Annotated in this window: 18 protein-coding genes, 1 other RNA gene and 1 pseudogene; 10 read left to right on the top strand and 10 right to left on the bottom strand. The window is 71.6% G+C overall.

Annotated features, from left to right (window positions below; all coding sequences use genetic code 11):
- Positions 1-50 precede the first annotated feature (50 nt).
- The 3 genes from IE273_RS03670 (at position 51) to ssrA (ending at position 2,376) form a co-directional block, all read left to right on the top strand.
- Entirely contained in the window at positions 51-1,229 is a 1,179-nt protein-coding gene (locus IE273_RS03670; protein WP_189813634.1) for a S41 family peptidase, read from the top strand.
- A gap of 68 nt (positions 1,230-1,297) precedes the next feature.
- On the top strand, positions 1,298-1,840 hold the full coding sequence (gene smpB / locus IE273_RS03665; protein WP_229887063.1) for an SsrA-binding protein SmpB: 543 nt from the start codon (positions 1,298-1,300) through the stop codon (positions 1,838-1,840).
- Between the two features lie 166 nt (positions 1,841-2,006).
- Positions 2,007-2,376: a transfer-messenger RNA gene (gene ssrA / locus IE273_RS03660) on the top strand.
- Between the two features lie 65 nt (positions 2,377-2,441).
- Here ssrA and IE273_RS03655 read toward each other — a convergent pair.
- The gene (locus IE273_RS03655; RefSeq protein WP_373309290.1) at positions 2,442-3,674 is read right to left on the bottom strand and encodes an MFS transporter; all 1,233 of its coding nucleotides are present in this window, start codon (positions 3,672-3,674) and stop codon (positions 2,442-2,444) included.
- Between the two features lie 84 nt (positions 3,675-3,758).
- On the opposite strand from IE273_RS03655, the gene IE273_RS03650 reads away from it, so the two are divergent.
- The 3 genes from IE273_RS03650 to IE273_RS03640 all read left to right on the top strand — a co-directional run bounded on the left by IE273_RS03650 (position 3,759) and on the right by IE273_RS03640 (position 8,325).
- The gene (locus tag IE273_RS03650) at positions 3,759-4,736 is read left to right on the top strand and encodes a LysR family transcriptional regulator (RefSeq protein ID WP_189813632.1); all 978 of its coding nucleotides are present in this window, start codon (positions 3,759-3,761) and stop codon (positions 4,734-4,736) included.
- A gap of 408 nt (positions 4,737-5,144) precedes the next feature.
- The gene (locus IE273_RS03645) at positions 5,145-6,152 is read left to right on the top strand and encodes a hypothetical protein (RefSeq protein ID WP_268257488.1); all 1,008 of its coding nucleotides are present in this window, start codon (positions 5,145-5,147) and stop codon (positions 6,150-6,152) included.
- Positions 6,153-6,174: 22 nt separating this feature from the next.
- Entirely contained in the window at positions 6,175-8,325 is a 2,151-nt protein-coding gene (locus IE273_RS03640; protein ID WP_189813631.1) for a bifunctional polysaccharide deacetylase/glycosyltransferase family 2 protein, read from the top strand.
- 10 nt (positions 8,326-8,335) lie between these two features.
- Here the strand turns inward: IE273_RS03640 and IE273_RS03635 are convergent, their stop codons facing one another.
- The 7 genes and pseudogenes from IE273_RS03635 to IE273_RS03605 form a co-directional block, all read right to left on the bottom strand.
- Positions 8,336-8,671 carry a hypothetical protein gene (locus IE273_RS03635; RefSeq protein WP_189813630.1) on the bottom strand — a complete coding sequence of 112 codons (336 nt, stop codon included), beginning with the start codon at positions 8,669-8,671 and terminating at the stop codon, positions 8,336-8,338.
- A 33-nt stretch (positions 8,672-8,704) separates the two neighbouring features.
- On the bottom strand, positions 8,705-9,226 hold the full coding sequence (locus tag IE273_RS03630; protein WP_189813629.1) for a hypothetical protein: 522 nt from the start codon (positions 9,224-9,226) through the stop codon (positions 8,705-8,707).
- Positions 9,227-9,292: 66 nt separating this feature from the next.
- The gene (locus IE273_RS03625; protein ID WP_189813628.1) at positions 9,293-9,517 is read right to left on the bottom strand and encodes a DUF397 domain-containing protein; all 225 of its coding nucleotides are present in this window, start codon (positions 9,515-9,517) and stop codon (positions 9,293-9,295) included.
- 77 nt (positions 9,518-9,594) lie between these two features.
- Complete coding sequence (locus IE273_RS03620; RefSeq protein ID WP_189813627.1) at positions 9,595-10,425, bottom strand: helix-turn-helix domain-containing protein; 831 nt, start codon at positions 10,423-10,425, stop codon at positions 9,595-9,597.
- A pseudogene (locus IE273_RS03615) lies at positions 10,422-10,727 on the bottom strand (DUF6879 family protein); the annotation flags it as partial. The pseudogene IE273_RS03615 and the gene IE273_RS03620, both read right to left, overlap by 4 nt.
- A gap of 121 nt (positions 10,728-10,848) precedes the next feature.
- Complete coding sequence (locus tag IE273_RS03610; protein WP_189813625.1) at positions 10,849-11,046, bottom strand: DUF397 domain-containing protein; 198 nt, start codon at positions 11,044-11,046, stop codon at positions 10,849-10,851.
- A 9-nt stretch (positions 11,047-11,055) separates the two neighbouring features.
- Entirely contained in the window at positions 11,056-11,910 is an 855-nt protein-coding gene (locus IE273_RS03605; RefSeq protein WP_189813624.1) for a helix-turn-helix domain-containing protein, read from the bottom strand.
- A 538-nt stretch (positions 11,911-12,448) separates the two neighbouring features.
- On the opposite strand from IE273_RS03605, the gene IE273_RS44895 reads away from it, so the two are divergent.
- Entirely contained in the window at positions 12,449-12,601 is a 153-nt protein-coding gene (locus IE273_RS44895; RefSeq protein ID WP_308437023.1) for an ATP-binding protein, read from the top strand.
- Positions 12,602-12,614: 13 nt separating this feature from the next.
- Here the strand turns inward: IE273_RS44895 and IE273_RS03595 are convergent, their stop codons facing one another.
- Both IE273_RS03595 and IE273_RS03590 read right to left on the bottom strand, forming a co-directional pair.
- Entirely contained in the window at positions 12,615-13,766 is a 1,152-nt protein-coding gene (locus IE273_RS03595; RefSeq protein ID WP_189813623.1) for a uroporphyrinogen-III synthase, read from the bottom strand.
- An 86-nt stretch (positions 13,767-13,852) separates the two neighbouring features.
- Complete coding sequence (locus tag IE273_RS03590) at positions 13,853-15,226, bottom strand: nitrate/nitrite transporter (RefSeq protein WP_189813622.1); 1,374 nt, start codon at positions 15,224-15,226, stop codon at positions 13,853-13,855.
- 303 nt (positions 15,227-15,529) lie between these two features.
- Here IE273_RS03590 and IE273_RS03585 point away from each other — a divergent pair, with 303 nt between their 5' ends.
- From IE273_RS03585 to IE273_RS03575, 3 genes are all read left to right on the top strand, one after another.
- The gene (locus IE273_RS03585; RefSeq protein WP_189813621.1) at positions 15,530-16,123 is read left to right on the top strand and encodes a CGNR zinc finger domain-containing protein; all 594 of its coding nucleotides are present in this window, start codon (positions 15,530-15,532) and stop codon (positions 16,121-16,123) included.
- Positions 16,124-16,351: 228 nt separating this feature from the next.
- Entirely contained in the window at positions 16,352-16,936 is a 585-nt protein-coding gene (locus tag IE273_RS03580; RefSeq protein WP_009188888.1) for a sigma-70 family RNA polymerase sigma factor, read from the top strand.
- Between the two features lie 50 nt (positions 16,937-16,986).
- The gene (locus tag IE273_RS03575; RefSeq protein ID WP_308437022.1) at positions 16,987-17,766 is read left to right on the top strand and encodes an anti-sigma factor family protein; all 780 of its coding nucleotides are present in this window, start codon (positions 16,987-16,989) and stop codon (positions 17,764-17,766) included.
- Positions 17,767-17,832: the final 66 nt, after the last annotated feature.

Here is a 17,832-nt window from a genome sequence, read left to right as displayed (position 1 = left end):
TACGGGCATCCGGCCGTACGGCCCCTTCGCGTTGCCCTAGACTCGCCGCCATGTCAGGCCATGACCCGTTCTGTCAGCCCCGCCGCGTCCGCCGTGGGGCCACCCTGACATTGGTCTTCGCCGGTGTGCTGATCGCCGGTGCCGCCACCGGTTCCTTCCCGGAATCCGACCCTCCCGCGCGGAAGGCCGCCGCCGGCCCGGCGGCCCGGCACGAGGCCGTCGAGAGGGCCGCCGCGGAGGCGCTGGCCGACGGCAAGTCCCCGATGGAGGCGGCGGAAAGGGCCGTCAGCCGCAGCGGGGACCGCTGGGCCGCGGTCTACTCCGAGGGCGAGTACGAGGAGTTCCAGGACGCGCTCGACGGCCGGTACACCGGTGTCGGCCTGTGGGCGCGGCAGGAGGCGGACGGCGGGATCGAGGTCACCCGGGTGCGGTCCGGCTCGCCCGCCGCCGACGCCGGGATCCGGGCGGGCGACCGGTTGCGCAGCGTCGACGGGAAGAAGGTCGAGGGGTGGCCGGTGACCGAGGTGGTCGCCCGGCTCCGCGGCGACGCGCTGCGCGGCGACAGCGATGACGGCCCGGCCGGTACGACGGTCACCCTCGGTCTGGAGCGCGGCACGCGCGCGTGGACCGAGACCCTGCACCGGGCCCGGCTGTCCACCGACTCCGTGACCGTGCGCCGGCTGTCCGACGGCGTCACCGTGCTCAAGATCGCCGCGTTCACCAAGGGTTCGGCCGACGCGGTCCGCGAGGCGCTGCGCGCCGCCCCCGCCGACGGCCGGACCGTGCTGGACCTGCGGGGCAACTCCGGCGGCCTGGTCACCGAGGCCGTGGACACCGCCTCCGCCTTCCTGGACGGCGGCCTGGTCGCCACCTACGACGTCGACGGCGCCCAGCGCGCCCTGCACGCCGCCTCCGGGGGCGACACCACCCGTCCCCTGGTCGTCCTCGTCGACGGCGGCACCATGAGCGCGGCCGAGCTGCTCACCGGCGCCCTCCAGGACCGGGGCCGCGCGGTGGTGATCGGCTCCCGCACCTTCGGCAAGGGCTCGATCCAGATGCCGACCGAGCTGCCCGACGGCTCGGTGGCCGAGCTGACCGTCGGCCACTACCGCACCCCCTCCGGCCGCACCGTGGACGGCCGGGGCATCACCCCCGACCTGGAGGCGGGGCCGGGGCAGGCCCTGTCCCGGGCGCGGACCGTCCTCACCGGGCTGGGCGACCCCTCGTAGCCAGCCGTAATCGGCTGTACGCACACCCCCTGTGTGGTGCGAAAATGGTGGGCACTATGAACAAGGGAATGTACGTACCGAAGGAGTCCCAGCCCAAGCAGGGCGGCGGGGCCGCCAAAGGCAGGGACGGCGAGAAGGGCGGCAAGCGCAAGATCGTCGCCCAGAACAAGAAGGCCCGGCACGACTACGCGATCATCGACACCTACGAGGCCGGGCTCGTGCTCAGCGGCACGGAGGTCAAGTCGCTGCGCGAGGGACGGACCTCGCTGACCGACGGCTTCGTCCAGATCGACCGGGGCGAGGCGTGGCTGCACAACGCCCACATCCCCGAGTATCACCAGGGCAGCTGGACCAACCACTCCGCGCGCCGCAAGCGCAAGCTGCTCCTGCACCGCGAGGAGATCGACAAGCTGGAGTCGAAGTCCCAGGAGACGGGACACACGATCGTGCCCCTCGCCATCTACTTCAAGGACGGCCGGGCGAAGGCCGAGATCGCGCTCGCGCGGGGCAAGAAGGAGTACGACAAGCGGCAGACGCTGCGGGAGCATCAGGACCGGCGGGAGGCGGACCGGGCCATCGCGGCGGCGAAGCGCAGGCAGCGCGGCGTCTAGCCGGCCGACCGGCCGACGGGCCGACGGGCCGACGGGCCGACGGGCCGACGGGAATAGGCTGGCATCGTCGGGCGTTGGTCACGTACGATGGCAGCGCACTCCACAGAGGGTGCGCGAACCCTCCTCCGGGAGGGATTGAACTGTTGTTAATTAAACACAGCAACATGGGGATGATCGGTTTCGACAGCGGCTGTCGAAGCAGGGGAAGCGTGTCGAGGAAGCGGCAATGATCTCGTAAACCATATGTCGCAAAAAATAATCGCCAACACCAAGCGCGATTCCTTCGCCCTCGCTGCCTAAGTAGCGACTTGCGAAGTGTCAGCCCGGGGCTGTTCCCGACCCGGATCCTGGCATCAGCTAGGGAACTAAACCTCTAGACCCGGTCACGGGGTGTAGAGGGAAATCAAACAGTGACTGAGCCCGTCGGAGACTTGTCCGCGTGATCTCCGGGGCCGAGAAAATCGCAGCGGACTGCACACGGAGAAGCCCTGATTCCGCACCGTTGGACGCGGGTTCGATTCCCGCCATCTCCACGAGGCCCCTTCGGGGGTCGACCCCATGTGGGCAAAGGCCCCGTCGCTTCCGAGCGGCGGGGCCTCTGTCATGGGGTGGCCCTGTCGGCGCGGGTGAGCGTGGCCACGCCGAGGGCGAGGGCGGCGGCGGCCACCGGTACGGCGTACGCGGTGGTGGGGGAGAGGTGTTCCGCCGCCCAGCCGCCCGTCGCCGAACCGCACGCGATACCGGCGAGCAACCCCGTCACCATCAGGCTCATCCCCTCGTTGAGCCGGTCGCCCGGGGTGCGCCGCTGCACCAGCGTCATCGCCGTCACCATGGTCGGCGCCGTCGCCATCCCTGCCACCAGCAGCGCACCCGCCAGCGCCGGCAGGGACCGGGTGGTGGCCGCGAGCCAGGGCAGCGTCATGAGCCCGGCCATGGCCGCCAGACACCAGGAGAAGCGCACCCCCGCCGGCTTCCGCGCCCCGTACACCAGCCCCGCCGCGCACGAGCCCGCCGCCTGGAGCGCGAGCACGGCACCGGCCGCCGCGCGGTGCCCCTGCGCGTCGGCGTAGGCGATCGTGACGACCTCCATGGAACCGAACACGGCGCCGGTCGCGGTGAAGCAGGCCAGCAGGGGCGGGACACCCGGGCTGCGCAGCGGCGAGGGCCCCTGCGAGCGGGGCGTCGGCGGCGGCTCGGTCGCCCGCTGGGCGAGGAACAGCAGCATGCCGGCGAGCAGCAGCAGCGCCCCGGTGAGCGTGCCCGCCTCCGGGAAGAACGTGCCGGTCAGGAAGGACGCGAGCACCGGCCCGAGCATGAAGCACAGCTCGTCCGCGGCCTGCTCGAACGCGTTCGCGGTGTGCAGCGCCCCGGGCTCGTCCCGCAGCAGATGGGCCCAGCGGGCGCGGGACAGGCCGCCGGTGTTGGGGGTGGCCGCGGTGCCGGCGTAGGCGGCGAACAGGGTCCAGTCCGGGGCGTCGTAGCGGACGCACAGCAGCAGCGCGAGGCTGCCCAGCACGGACACGACCGTGGCCGGCAGCGCGACCCGGGCCTGCCCGTGCCGGTCGACCAGCCGGGCGAGCCAGGGGCCGGCCAGCGCGGTCGCCGCGAGCCCCGTCGCGGTGACGGCACCGGCGAGGGCGTACGAGCCACGGGAACCGGCGATCATCACGACCGCGCTCACGCTGAACATGCCCATCGGCAGGCGGGCGAGGAGGTTGCCGGCGGTGAAGGCACGGGTGCCGGGGAGACGGAACAAGCGGCGGTATCCGCCGGCCTGACCTCCCTCGCCGTCTATTCGGCTGTCCTGAGCGTCTTGGGTGGTCTCTTGGGGCATGGCCCAACAGTCGCCCGGAGTGGATCAGCAGGTCCAACACCTTCCGCGACCCGATCCACGCGCTCTCGTTGTAAATTCGCCGCCATGTCCGCCCCCGCCGCCCCCATAGACCCCCGCCTGCTGCGTGCCTTCGTCGCCGTCGCCGAGGAACTGCACTTCACCCGGGCGGCGGCCCGGCTGTACGTCGCCCAGCAGGCGCTCAGCCGGGACGTACGGCGGCTGGAACGGGAGCTGGGCGCCGAGCTGTTCGTACGGACCACCCGGCAGGTCACGCTGACCCGGGACGGCGAACGCCTGCTGCCGCACGCGCGCCGGGTCCTCGCCGCCCAGGACGACCTGCTCGCCGCGTTCTCCGCCGGCCAGGCCCGCCCGCTGCTGGTCGACCTCAACTCACCGGGCCTGGCCACCGGCCGCCGCGTACTGCACCGGGCCCGCGAACTCGCCCCCGACTGCGAGCTGATGGCCCGCTACGAGAGCGGCCTCACCGGAGCCGCCGCGGAGTTGCTCGCCGGCCGTCTGGACGTCTCCTTCGGCCGGTTCGCCGGCCTCGACCCGGCGCTCCGTTCCGGTCTGGAGCAGCGGCCGGTGCGGTACGAGCCGATGGCCGTCGTGCTGCCCGAGGACCATCCGCTGGCCGCGTCGGCGCGGGTGCCGCTGTCGGCTTTGGCCGGCGAGACGGTGTACGCCGGTGCCGGCAACCCGCGCACCCGGGAGTGGACCGACCTGGCCCGGCGCCTCTTCCAGGACCGCGCCGTCCGGCTCGCCCCGCCGTCCCCCCTGGCCGTCGGTGACGAGGAGTTCGGCCGCATCATGGCGAAGACCCGCAATCCGGTGCTGGCCGTCGTGGACTTCCCGCCCATGCCCGGGACGGTACGACGGCCCCTCGTCGACCCCGTCCCGCTGTCGCCCGTCTCCCTGGTCTGGCGGAAGGGCCTGGTACATCCCGGGTTGACCGCGCTGCGGAAGGCGGTGGCCGAGATCGCACGGGTGGAGGGGTGGCTGCGGCGGCCCGTCGATGGATGGATTCCCGCCATGGATGAAGAGGTGATGAACGGCGTGTGACGGGTGGCGACGGGCGGGCGCCCGTGCCGGCCCGGCGCGCAGCACCCCTTCGCGTGCGTTACATTCTTGGCCCGGGCACAGGGTGGTAGTGGGGGCGCTCGGGCCGGGTGGGGGCCTGGTCCGGTCGACGGGTGCCCGGATCGTGAGCGCGCCCGGAACTGTCCCGTGGGGGGATGAACGCGCGTGAAAAAGTGTCCTGAAGACGCCCAACCTGAGGGGCGAGAGGTGGCGTCCACGGGGCGCGGTGAGCCGGTGGGCGGGGGCGACGAGCGGATGAATTCGGACGCGGGGGCTGTCGCCGACTCCGGCGCCGGTGCCGATGCCGGTGGTGACGTTTCGAGGGCTGTCGCGAACTCTGGTGCCGACGTTGCCGTCGAGTCCGGCGAGGCTTCGGAGGCTGTTGAGACGGTGGCCGAGTCGGCTGGGTCCGCCGGGCTCGGTGAGCCGGGCGACTCCGCCGAACCCGGGCAGCCCGCCGGGACCGAGGCGCGCGCCGAATCCGAGGCGTCCGCCGAAGCGGAGCGGCCCGCTGAAGCGGCCGAGCCCGCGGAACCCGTCGAGCCCGGCACGTCGGCGGAGTCCGCCGAAGCCGGCAAGACCGCCGACCCGGCCGGACCGGGTGCGTCCGCCGAGTCTGCCGAGCCCGTCGCCGCTGGACCCGGCATGCCCGCCGAGCCGGCCGACCAGGTCGACCCCGCCGCAGTGAAGGAGCCCTCCGAGACCTCCGACGGCGCCGCAGACGCCCCGGCACCTTCCCCCGCCCCCGCCCCCGCCCCCGCTTCCGCCCCGCAGGACGAGACCATCGAGCTGGGTGACGTACAACTCGGCGCTGTGGGCGCGGAGTCGGCCGTACGCGACACCCGTGGCTCGGACGGGCCGGTCTTCGTGGACGAGTCGGGCCGTCGCAGCCGCCGGTTCCGTCGGCTCGGCGTGGCCGTGGCCGTCGCGTGTGCCGGTTACGCCGCCGTCATCGTCGCCACCCTGCTGTCCGGCAACTCCGCCGCCCCCTGGCTGCCGGTGCCGGGCCAGCACGAGGACAAGCCGGCCGGCAAGGTGCACACCTCGCCGCTGCCCAGCGTCTCCACGACCCCGACCCCGCCGGGAGCCGGCACGGTGACCGCACCCGTCGTCGGCGCAGAGGCGGGCGGCACGGCCGTACCGGGCAGCGGAGCGCCCGCCGGCGCCGACGCCTCCGCGTCCACCGGGCCGGACGGCGGCACCGCCTCCGCGCCCGCCGCCGACGCCGGCACCACCGGTTCGCCGACCCCGTCGGCCCCGGCCACCGACGTGTCCCCGGCACCGTCCGCCACCGGCACCGCCACCGCCACGGCTCCGGCACCCACGCCGACCCCGTCGGGCCGTACCCACACCCCGCCCGGTCACACCCGGCGCCCGCACCCCAAGCTCTCCCTCTGACGACCAGGCGGAACACCCCCAGATGGCCTCACACCCCCGCCGCCGTACCCGGCTGCCGCTGCGCTACCTGCTCCCCCTCCTGGTCCTGGTGGCGACCCTGGCGATGCTCATGCTGCGCGGCTACGTGCACAACGAGATCCTCGCCGACCACCGCATCCGGCCCTCCGCGGCGCACGACAGGGTTCCGCAGCGCATCCTGGACGGCGGCCCGGTCATCGACACGCGCGACGGTCGCAGCGACAGCCTGCGCATACCCGACCACCGCATCGTCCTCACCTTCGACGACGGCCCCGACCCGACCTGGACCCCGAAGGTGCTCGACGTGCTGAAGAAGCACCACGCGCACGCGGTCTTCTTCGTCACCGGCACCATGACCTCCCGCCACCCCGAGCTGGTCCGGCGCATGGTCGCCGAGGGCCACGAGGTCGGCCTGCACACCTTCGGCCACCCCGACCTGTCGTACCACTCCACGAAGCGCATCGACTGGGAGCTGTCGCAGAACCAGCTGGCGCTCGCCGGGGCGGCCGGTATCCGCAGCTCGCTGTTCCGGCCGCCGTACTCCTCCTCCGCCGACGCCATCGACAACCGGTCCTGGCCGGTGACGCGGTACATCGGCAGCCGGGGCTACCTCACGGTCGTGGACGACACCGACAGCGAGGACTGGCGCAAGCCGGGCGTCGGGCGGATCATCCGCAACGCCACGCCCCACGGCGGCCGGGGCGCGGTCGTCCTCATGCACGACTCGGGCGGCGACCGGCACCAGACCGTCCAGGCGCTCGACCGTCTCCTGCCCCGGCTCCAGCAGCAGGGCTACACCTTCCAGACCCTCACCGGAGCGCTGCGGGCCCCGAGCGCCGACACTCCGGTCACCGGCCTCGACCTGTGGAAGGGGAGGGCCTGGATCTTCCTGGTGAAGGCGTCCGACGACATCACCACGGTCCTCGTCGCCGGTCTCGCCGTCGTCGGCTGCCTCGTCTTCGCCCGCTTCGGCCTGATGCTGCTGCTGTCCGGCGCGCACGCCCGCCGCACCCGGCGCCCCGGTTTCCGCTGGGGCGGGGAGCCGGTCACCGAGCCGGTGTCGGTGCTGGTGCCGGCGTACAACGAGGCCAAGTGCATCGAGAACACGGTCCGTTCGCTCATGCGCAGCGAGCACCCCATCGAAGTGCTGGTCATCGACGACGGCTCGGCGGACGGCACGGCCGACATCGTCGAGGCGCTGGACCTGCCGGACGTACGGGTGATCCGCCAGGCCAACGCGGGCAAGCCGGCCGCGCTCAACCGGGGTCTGGCGAACGCCCGTCACGAGCTGGTCGTGATGATGGACGGCGACACCGTCTTCGAACCGGCCACCGTCCGCGAACTCGTCCAGCCCTTCGCCGACCCGCGCGTCGGCGCCGTCGCCGGCAACGCCAAGGTCGGCAACAAGAACCGGCTCATCGGCGCGTGGCAGCACATCGAGTACGTGATGGGCTTCAACCTCGACCGCCGCATGTACGACATCCTGCGCTGCATGCCGACGATCCCGGGTGCGGTCGGGGCGTTCCGCCGCTCGGCCCTGCGCCGGGTCGGCGGCATGAGCGACGACACGCTCGCCGAGGACACCGACGTCACGATGGCCCTGCACCGCGACGGCTGGCGCGTGGTGTACGCCGAGAAGGCCCGCGCCTGGACGGAGGCGCCCGAGTCGGTCCAGCAGCTGTGGTCCCAGCGCTACCGCTGGTCGTACGGCACCATGCAGGCCATCTGGAAGCACCGCCGCGCGCTGTTCGACCGGGGCCCGTCGGGCCGCTTCGGCCGTGTGGGCCTGCCCCTCGTCTCGCTCTTCATGGTCGTGGCCCCGCTCCTCGCCCCCCTGATCGACCTCTTCCTGGTCTACGGCCTGGTCTTCGGCCCGACGGGCAAGACGATCCTGGCCTGGTGCGCGGTCCTGGCCGTGCAGGCGCTCTGCGCGGCGTACGCCTTCCACCTGGACCGCGAACCCCTCACCCCGCTCCTCACCCTCCCCCTCCAACAGCTGCTCTACCGCCAACTGATGTACGTCGTCCTGCTCCAGTCCTGGATCACCGCCCTCACCGGCGGCCGACTGCGCTGGCAGAAGCTCCGCCGCACGGGCGGGGTGGCGGCACCGCCGGCCGAGCGCCCCCCGGTCCCGGAGGCGACCCCGGCCGGCTGACCGGAAGCCCCTACTCCTGGTGGGCCACGGCGTCCTTCTGCAACTGCACCGCCGCCAGCAGGCTCAGACCGGGCTCGGCCTGGCGCAGCGCCTTCACGGCGGCGACGGAGGCGAGGTCCCCGGTGAACCCGACGTCGGCCAGCCTGGCGCGGACCCAGTCGGCCCGCAGCCGTCCCTCACTGGCGCCGGCGGTGGCCCCGACGAGCGCGACCGCCCGCTCCAGCCCCGCCCGCTCCTCCTCCGGGGCTCCGTCCAACGCCTCCCGCAGCGCCGCCGCGACCAGGTCGGAGTCCCGGATGACCAACACCAGATCCTGCTTCTTGCCGAACCCCGCGAATCCCTTCATACGCACCAGGGTGACCGCCGTGAGCCGCCCTCTTCAAACAACTTGAGGAGTTCCAGAGGCTTGCGCCGCTCCCGGCGCCGCGGGGCAGGGGAGGTGGCGGAGACCGAGGTTCGGGGAACAGGTCACGACGGCCAGCGACAGGAACGAGGGGTGCTCCAGGTAGGCCCCGACCGACACGTCCCCACCGGAGCGCAGCCGCTCGACGGCGGAATCGACCAGGGCGGCCAGCCGGCCGCTGTCACGCTCCCAGCCGTTGGCGAACCGGGGTGCGAACTCGGCGAGCCGTTCCCCCAGCCAGACCGCCGCGTCCGTGGCCTCGTCCCAGCTGCCACGGATCAGCGAACGCGGCTTGACGAGCCAGTACGCCGTTTCCAGCGGCGGCAGATCCACGAGGGGGAACTCGCTCGCGACGTCACGGTAGCGCCGGAACAGCCGCTCTGCCGCCGGGTCCTCGGGGCCCGGCGGCGGAGGGGGTTCCGGATGCGGGGGCCGCCGTAGGGCCTCGGTGTCGAAGCGCTCCTTCGGACCGGTCCAGAGATAGCCGTGGTGGTGCATCAGCCGTTCCCGTTGCCAGAAGCGCCGGCCGGGCCGGACGCAGAGCGGCCCGGCCGACGGAGGGGATCAGACGCCGAGGCCGAAGCGCGCCGGGTCGATGCCGGCCGCCTCCAGCTCCGCCGAGGTGAACCGCAACGGCTCCAGCTCCGGCCGCTTGCTGTCACCGAGGGCCCAGGCGCCCTCTCCGATACGGGCGAGCACCACGCACCCTTCGGTGCAGGGCCCGCCGCACGCCTGGACGAAGTCCACGGCGTTGATGTCGAGGGCGTACAGATCGATTCCGTTCTGCATCAGCGTGCCTCCTGATCGTGATGGCGGCCGATGAGCCGCTCTTCGCGGTCCATATTCGACAGATCAGGTGCGCCGGCCTAGCTGGTTTCCTGTTCTCGCAAGAACTCGTCCCGGATGCTTTCCAGCATGCCGTGCATGGCATCGCCGGAAAGTGCGACCGCTGTGAATCCCTCGAACTTATCGATGTAGAGAGCAACGTCTCGCGGATCGGTCACTGCCAGCTCCGCATGGACGGTTTCAACCGTCACCATGCGATCGTCCTTGATGGAGAAGGAGTGATTGGCGAAGTCGGTCTGTCGCGCGGACAACGGCACAACTCGGAGGTCGACCCCTGGGAGCCGGGAGACCGAGATCAGCCTGTCGAGTTGCCCGGCCATCATCAGAGGCGAGAGGATTCGCCACCGCAGCACGGACTCCGTGACGATGAAACGCAGTTGCCTTCCCGGCTCGTACAGGATGCTCTGTCGTGCCAGGCGTGCCCCCACTGCACGCGCCAGTTGGTCCGGGGTGAGCTGCTTGCGTCCGAGTACTGCCCGCACGTATTCCGGCGTCTGCAACAGGCCGGGGACCAGCGTCGGCTGAAAGAGCCGGAGCAGCGTCGTGCGGGACTCGATCGCCTGGATCTGCTGCTGTTTCCGGTGATACCCGAGCCGCCGGTAAAGGCGCCATGCCGTCGCCTCGGTCGCTGCTGCCCGAGCAACCGACATGTACTCGGCCTTTACGTCTTCGGACACCCCTATGGCGGTGAGGATGTGCTCCACGTCCACGACGCTCGGCATGACACTGCCGTTCTCGATCTTCGACAGCTTCGAAGCGGACATGGCCGCGCTGCGGGCGATGGCTCTGGCCTCCTTGCTGGATGCCTGCCGTAGCGCCCGCAGCGCGGATCCGAGCTCAGCTCTGTTCACTCTGCGTGCTGTGCCCACCAGTCCGTGAACGGTACGGCATGCGCGAGCGCGGTGTTCCGGTAGTACCGGAAGTCAGCCAGCCGGTCTTCGTCGCTCAGGAATTCACTTCCCAGGTACTTCCCGGTACCGTCGTACGCCATCACGCCGACCGCCCTGTCGTCGAACATCCAGAAGTCGGGCGCGTCAGGGATCGGGTTGTCTCGCTCCGTGATGTCGAGGATGAAGAACTCCTCGCCGACGGTCATGTTCCGTCGGTATCCCCAGGACAGCTCGAATCGAAGGTAGTCCGTCAGGGAACGGCTAGATGAGGTTGTCACGGACAGCCTTCCTGATCAGTGCGTCTGTGGGACGACTATCACGACTGATCGTCTCCACCGAGTGGGGCGCTCGGCAAGGGTCCCTGGTTTCCGCTTCTGGAAACCGTCAGCGCGAAGCGGCCGAGGATTCGGCTTGCGTCGCGTACGGCAGGAACTCCACCCAGGTGGAGGGAGCGAGGGTGAGGTGGCGGTCGGTGGGGGTTTTGGAGTCGCGGATGTGGATGGCGGTGGGGGTGGTGGCTATCTCCACGCAGTTCGATCCGTCGGAGCTGTAGGTGGACTTCCGCCAGTGGAGGGTCGGCATGGTTTCTCCTTACAGGTTCTGGATGCGGTGATGGATGAAGTCACGCGTCTCGGCGGGATTGAGCGCGCAGGACTCCATCCGGTTCAGCACAGCCCGGTACTTGTTCAGCGGAGCCTCGGCGTCGATGAATTCACAGGCGCCGTGATGCGAGTCCAGCTGAACGGTGTCGAGCTGTGGGACGGGGCCCTCGACATAGTCGAAGGGCTGGCCGGTGGTCGGGAAGTCGTCCGCTCCGAAGGTGATGACGCGCACGGTGACGTGCGGGAGTTCGCTCATGTCGAGCAGGTGCTTGAGCTGCCCCCGGGCTACGGCCGGGCCACCGAAGTTCATGCGGAGCGCCGATTCGTGGATGATCGCCGTGTATGGCGGGGGATCCGTCCTGTGCAGCACGCCCTGCCGCTTCATGCGGTGTGTGAGACGGTGTTCGATCTCGTACTGCCGCATCGGCGGGGCTGCCGACTGCAAGATGGCGCGGGCGTGATCGGTGGTCTGCAGAAGTGCCGGGATATGGATCACAAGTGCCACCCGCAACCCGGAGGCGTGGTGTTCCAGTTCGGCCAGGTCGACCAGTGCGGCCGGCAGGTGGTCGCGGTACTCCTCCCACCAGCCACGGGCGCGTCGTCCCGTCATCGCGGCGAGGGCGTCGATGAGGGCTTCGTCCGAGCAGTCGTAGACGTGCGCCATGGAGCGCAGCCGGTCCGCGCTGATGGGCGTGCGGCCGGTTTCGATCATGCTGACACGCGATTGGTTGACGCCGAGCAGTTCGGCGGCACCGGTGGCGGTGAGTCCCGCCCGCTCCCGCAGTTTTCGCAGCTCTGCACCCAGCCTTCGCTGCCGCAGCGTAGGGCTGTTGGTGGGCGGCACGACGTCTCCTTCCCGGCCGCGAAGCGGCGTTGCGCTCCCTCACACGAGTGAAGCATGGACGCATCTAGCCAGTTTCGTTAGATGCATCTAACCATCTGCCCTACGGTTACGACGTACTCCTCAACTCACCGCGCCCATAAGCCGGAAGCGCACCTCCCCAGGCAGAGCCACCGCCCGGCGTGACCAGTTGAGCGAGCCCGTTCCCTTCTCTCACCGGAGGTCTTCATGGGCACCGTATCCCTGCCCGACACCTGGGTGTACGCCCTTCGGCTGCCGCATGATCCCCGCGCGGCACGCGTCGCACGCATGACCGTACGGGCCGTGCTGAACGGGCACGGCAGACACGAAGTCCTCGACGCCGTCGAACTGCTGACGTCCGAGCTGGTCGGCAACGCCTACCGGCACACCGCCGGCCCCGCCTCCCTCCGGGTCACCGCCGTCGCGGACGGCCGGCTGCGGGTCGGCGTCTGGGACAGCCACCCGCGCGTCCCGGCGCCTTTCGGGGATCCCCCCCTGGGACCGTGTTCCGGCGGCTCCGGTGGACGCCGAGGCAGGGCGCGGACTGCACCTCGTGCAGGAGTACGCCGACTCCTGGGGCGGCCTGTCCCTGGCGGACAGCCCGCTGGACCGGGGCGCGGGGAAACTGCTGTGGTTCGAGGTGGGCGGTCAGGGAGCGGCCGGCGTCGGCTGAGCGGCGCGACCCCTCACGCGTCCGCGTACTTCGCGTCCGCCGCCGGGTCCAGGGCCAGGCGGTAGCCCCGCTTCACCACCGTCTGGATCAGCTTCGGTGTGCCGAGGGCCGTGCGGAGGCGGGCCATCGCCGTCTCGACGGCGTGTTCGTCGCGGCCCGCGCCCGGCAGCGCGCGCAGGAGGTCGGCGCGGGGGACGACCCAGCCGGGGCGGCGGGCCAGGGCGCGCAGGAGGGACATGCCGGCCGGGGGGACCGGCTTGAGGTCGCCGTCGACCAGGACCGCGTGGCCGCGGATCTCCATCCGGTGCCCGGCGACGGGCAGGGAACGGGCGCGGGCCGGGAGTTCCTGGCACAGGAGCTGGACCAGCGGGCCGAGGCGGAAGCGTTCCGGCTGGACCGTGTCCACCCCGCGGGCCTGGAGGGGGATCGCGGTGACCGGTCCCACACAGGCCGGCAGGACGTCGTGGGCCAGGGCGGCCAGCAGGTCGTCCAGCAGGCCGCGGTCCTCGGCGCGGGACAGGAGGGAGGCCGCGGCGGGGGCGCTGGTGAAGGTGAGGGCGTCCACGCCACGGGTGACGGCCGCGTCCAGGAGGCGGTCGAGCGGGCTGAGGTCCTCGGGGGGCATCCAGCGGTAGACCGGGACGGGCACCACTTCCGCCCCGGCGGCCCGCAGCGACTCCACGAAGCCGGGCAGGGGCTCGCCGTGGAGCTGTACGGCGACGCGGTCGCCCTCGACGCCCTCCTCCAGGAGGCGGTCGAGCACCTCGGCCAGGGATTCCGAGGTGGGCGACCATTCCTCGGTGAGTCCCGCCGCGCGGATCGCGCCCTTCACCTTGGGGCCGCGGGCCAGCAGGCGGACCCCGCGCAGCCGGCCCAGCAACTGTTCGCCCAGGCCCCAGCCGTCGGCGGCCTCGACCCAGCCGCGGAAGCCGATCGCCGTGGTGGCGACCACGACGTCCGGCACCTGGTCGATGAGCTCCTTCGTGGCGGCGAGCAGTTCGCCGTCGTCCGCGAGCGGCACGATCCGCAGGGCGGGGGCGTGCACAACGGTGGCGCCGCGCCGCTGGAGCAGGGCGCCCAGCTCCTCGGCCCGGCGCGCGGCGGTGACGCCCACGGTGAACCCGGCGAGGGGGCCGTGCTCGGGGTGCTGCTCTTCGTCGTACATGGGCTCTCCTAGCTGACCGGCACGCCGATCGAGCCTGTCAACGACGCGTGACAGGCTCGGTTCGGCTCGATGTCACCGGTGTTACGTCACACCTCGGCATAGTTGAGCTGGGCCTTCGCCTCCGACGCGGCGGCCGTGGCCGGGACCCGCGCCGCCGTACGACGAAGGTATACGGCCCAGGTGACCGCGAAGCAGACACCGTAGTAGGCGAGGAAGGCGACGAACGCGCCCGTGCCGGAGCCGTAGGAGAGGAAGGACTGGCGGAAGGCCAGGTTGATGCCGACGCCGCCGAGGGCGCCGACCGCGCCGATGAGGCCCATGGACGCGCCGGACAGCCGTCGGCCGTGGGCGACCGCCGCCTCGCCCTCCAGGCCCTTGGCCAGCGCCTTGGCCTGGAAGATGCCGGGGATCATCTTGAACGTCGAGCCGTTGCCGAGCCCGCTGAGCACGAACAGGACGACGAAGACGGACACGAACAGCGGCAGCGACTTCTGCATGCCGGCGACGATGAGCACGGCGGTCGCGGCGGCCATGCCGACGTAGTTCCACAGGGTGATGCGGGCGCCGCCGTAGCGGTCGGCGAGCCAGCCGCCGAGGGGGCGGATGAGGGAACCGAGCAGCGGGCCGATGAAGGTGAGGTACGCGGCCTGGAGGGGCGTCCGGCCGAACCCGTTCGTCAGCACCTGGCCGAAGGCGAAGCTGTAGCCGATGAAGGAGCCGAAGGTGCCGATGTAGAGCACGGACATGATCCAGGTGTGGGCGTCCCGGGCGGCGTCCTTGGCCGCGCCGGTGTCGTTCTTCACCGAGGACAGGTTGTCCATGAACAGCGCGGCGAGTACGGCGGCCACGACGATCAGCGGGATGTAGATGCCGAGCAGCACGCGCGGGCCGCCGCTCGCGCCGATGACGGCGAGGGCGACCAGCTGGATGACGGGGACGCCGATGTTGCCGCCGCCCGCGTTGAGGCCGAGCGCCCAGCCCTTCTTCCTGAGCGGGAAGAAGGCGTTGATGTTGGTCATGGAGGAGGCGAAGTTGCCGCCGCCGATGCCGGCCAGCAGGCCCACCAGGAGGAAGGTGGAGTACGACGTCCCCGGCTCCATCACCACGAACGCGGCGACGGTCGGGATCAGCAGCAGGCTCGCCGAGATGATCGTCCAGTTACGCCCGCCGAAGACGGCCACGGCGAAGGTGTACGGCACCCGGACCACCGCGCCGACCAGCGTGACCACCGACGTCAGCAGGAACTTGTCGGCGGGCGTGAGGCCGTACTCCGGGCCCATGAACAGGACCAGGACCGACCACAGGGTCCAGACGGAGAAGCCGATGTGCTCGGAGAGGACGGAGAACCAGAGGTTCCGGCGGGCGATCCGCTCCCCGGTCGACTGCCAGAACGCCTCGTCCTCCGGATCCCAGCGCTCGATCCAGCGGCCACTGCGACGGGTTGGGGCTGGGCCTGTCATCACGCCTCCACGGTGCTCCGGCTGCTCGGTCTGCCGACCACTGACTCAGCCCGAAGGTAGGGAGGACGCGTTTCCGGCCTGTGGCTGTGGGTGACCGCGAGGGAACGTTGCTCTCACTCGGCCGGGGAGGGGCCGGTGAGGCGGGACGTCTGCCCCCGGGTTCCCCCGGGACAGGCGGGACGCCGGCCCCGGGGGAACCCGGGATCCCACCGCGAGCGTGGCGCGAGGGGTTCCGGTGTCTCCTCCGCGCGGGCACTGTGGGGGGAGACCCCGCACGGTTCCTGCCCAGGCGGTGACTGGCCCATGGCACTCGGTAGCGCCCCCTCCGCGTACGCGCCGCGGTTCGACGCCGGACGGGTGTGCCTGGATCTCCTCGCCACCACGCACCCGGGCGAACGGCTGGACGGCGTCGGCGCGTTGTGCGCGTGGATCGGGGGCGCCGGGCTCGTGCCCGAGGGGACGGCGCTCGGTCACGCCGACGCCTCCTGGCTGGCCGGGTTCCGGGAACTGCGCTGCTGCGTCGGGGTGTTGGTGCGCGGACCGTGCCCCGGGGACGCGTCGTCGTACGGGCGGGCGCTCGGGCGGGTCAACGAGCTCGCCCTCTCGGCGACCCCCGCGCCCGTCGCCGTACCCGCGGAAGGCGGCGGACTGGTGCGGGAGTTGGCCGGGCCGCCCGGCTCCGCCGCGCTGCTCTCCCTCGTCGCCCGGGACGCCGTCGAGTTGCTCACCGACCCCGTAGCGCGGGCCGCCGTACGGGAGTGCGAGGGGGACGACTGCCCCCTCGTGTACCTGGACACCTCCCGCGGCCGGCGCCGGCGCTGGTGCTCCAGCGAGGTGTGCGGCAACCGGGAACGGGTCGCCCGGCACCGGCGGCGGGCGGCGCTGGCGCGGGCCTGAGGCCGGAGTGATTTCCGCAACAGCGGGTTTGGATGGCCCGTACACGGGGATTTCCCGGCGACCGCGTCCACGTGTCGGAGATGTGGAGATCGCGCGGTGGGAATGTGTGCGCATGTCCCGCTCGTCACACCACCCCCGAGAAATCCGCCCCCCGGGTTTGAACACCGGGCCGCCCCCGTCCGTACGGGTGGGCGAGCGACCGACTGGGGGAACCCCCGGACACCGGAGGTGGGCGTGCGCAAGGATGCGGCCGTGGCCAATGAACGTGGAGCGAGGGCCCGACATCGCATGTCCTCACAGCCCTCGGAGCCGGATGAGGAGCTGATGCGTGCGCTGTACCGGGAGCACGCCGGACCCCTGCTCGCGTATGTCCTGCGGCTGGTCGCCGGTGACCGGCAGCGCGCCGAGGACGTCGTACAGGAAACGCTCATCCGTGCCTGGAAGAACGCCGGTCAGCTCAATCGGGCGACCGGTTCGGTACGCCCCTGGCTGGTGACGGTCGCGCGCCGCATCGTCATCGACGGCCACCGCAGCCGGCAGGCCCGGCCGCAGGAGGTCGATCCGTCGCCGCTGGAGGTCATCCCCGCGGAGGACGAGATCGACAAGGCGCTGTGGCTGATGACGCTGTCGGACGCGCTCGACGACCTGACCCCGGCCCACCGGGAGGTGCTCGTCGAGACGTACTTCAAGGGGCGTACCGTCAATGAGGCGGCCGAGACACTGGGCATACCGAGCGGAACGGTCCGTTCCCGGGTGTTCTACGCCCTGCGGTCGATGAAGCTGGCACTGGAGGAGCGGGGGGTGACGGCGTGATGAGCAGCGGGTACGGGGGAATGCAGGGATTCGGACCGGGTGGTCCGGGTATGTCTGGGCCCATGAGCCCCAGTCAGGGATCTTCGGTGCCGAGTGAGCACGAGACCGTCGGCGCCTACGCCCTCGGCATCCTCGACGACGCCGAGGCGACCGCCTTCGAGGCCCATCTCGCCGGCTGCGAGTGGTGCGCCCGGCAACTGGACGAGCTGGCCGGGATGGAGCCGATGCTGGCCGCGCTCGCGGACCTGCCGGGCTCCGGCAGCACGCCCGCGATCGGCGAGTCGCTGTCCGCCAAACCCAGCCCGCGGCTGGTGGAGAAGCTGGTGGACGAGGTCGCCGAGAAGCGCGCCCAGAAGCGCCGGCGCAGCTTCTACATGATCGCGGCGGCGGCCGCGCTGATCATCGCCGGGCCGCTGGCCGCGGTGGCGGTGAACGGCGGCTCGGACGGGGGCGGGCAGGTCACCGCGACGCCGGCCCAGGCGACGTTCCGGACCATGTCCGACAAGAAGTCCGCCACGGACGCGTCGACCCACGTCAGCGCGACCGTCGCCCTGGCGCGCAAGGACTGGGGCACCCAGGCGGTCCTGGAGCTGAAGAACGTCAAGGGTCCGCTGAAGTGCTCCCTGGTGCTCGTCGCCAAGAACGGGCAGCGCGTGACCATGTCGTCGTGGTCCGTGCCCGACTGGGGGTACGGCATCCCGGACGCCAAGACCGAGCAGTCGAAGCAACCGCTCTACATCGGCGGGGCCGCGGCCTTCCAGCCCAATGAGATCGACCACTTCGAGGTGGTGACGTTCGAGGGCAAGAAGCTGGTCCAGGTGGACGCGTAGCCGACGTAGCTTCGACGGGCCCCCTTCGCGTACGGTTGACGGCTGCCCAGCACGTCAGAAGGGGGC

This window comes from Streptomyces olivaceoviridis (assembly GCF_014650115.1).
GTDB classification, from domain to species: domain Bacteria; phylum Actinomycetota; class Actinomycetes; order Streptomycetales; family Streptomycetaceae; genus Streptomyces; species Streptomyces olivaceoviridis.
This window is presented reverse-complemented; position numbering and strand designations above follow the sequence as displayed.

Bases quoted from the DNA above. Each gene is read 5' to 3' on its own strand.
- IE273_RS03640 (WP_189813631.1), top strand. From the start codon at position 6,175: ATGGCCTCACACCCCCGCCGCCGTACCCGGCTGCCGCTGCGCTACCTG.
- IE273_RS03590 (WP_189813622.1), bottom strand. From the start codon at position 15,226: ATGACAGGCCCAGCCCCAACCCGTCGCAGTGGCCGCTGGATCGAGCGC.
- IE273_RS03650 (WP_189813632.1), top strand. From the start codon at position 3,759: ATGTCCGCCCCCGCCGCCCCCATAGACCCCCGCCTGCTGCGTGCCTTC.
- IE273_RS03630 (WP_189813629.1), bottom strand. From the start codon at position 9,226: ATGCACCACCACGGCTATCTCTGGACCGGTCCGAAGGAGCGCTTCGAC.
- IE273_RS03635 (WP_189813630.1), bottom strand. From the start codon at position 8,671: ATGAAGGGATTCGCGGGGTTCGGCAAGAAGCAGGATCTGGTGTTGGTC.
- IE273_RS03655 (WP_373309290.1), bottom strand. From the start codon at position 3,674: ATGCCCCAAGAGACCACCCAAGACGCTCAGGACAGCCGAATAGACGGC.
- IE273_RS03595 (WP_189813623.1), bottom strand. From the start codon at position 13,766: ATGTACGACGAAGAGCAGCACCCCGAGCACGGCCCCCTCGCCGGGTTC.
- IE273_RS03610 (WP_189813625.1), bottom strand. From the start codon at position 11,046: ATGCCGACCCTCCACTGGCGGAAGTCCACCTACAGCTCCGACGGATCG.
- smpB (WP_229887063.1), top strand. From the start codon at position 1,298: ATGTACGTACCGAAGGAGTCCCAGCCCAAGCAGGGCGGCGGGGCCGCC.
- IE273_RS03670 (WP_189813634.1), top strand. From the start codon at position 51: ATGTCAGGCCATGACCCGTTCTGTCAGCCCCGCCGCGTCCGCCGTGGG.
- IE273_RS03585 (WP_189813621.1), top strand. From the start codon at position 15,530: ATGGCACTCGGTAGCGCCCCCTCCGCGTACGCGCCGCGGTTCGACGCC.
- IE273_RS03575 (WP_308437022.1), top strand. From the start codon at position 16,987: ATGTCTGGGCCCATGAGCCCCAGTCAGGGATCTTCGGTGCCGAGTGAG.
- IE273_RS03625 (WP_189813628.1), bottom strand. From the start codon at position 9,517: ATGCAGAACGGAATCGATCTGTACGCCCTCGACATCAACGCCGTGGAC.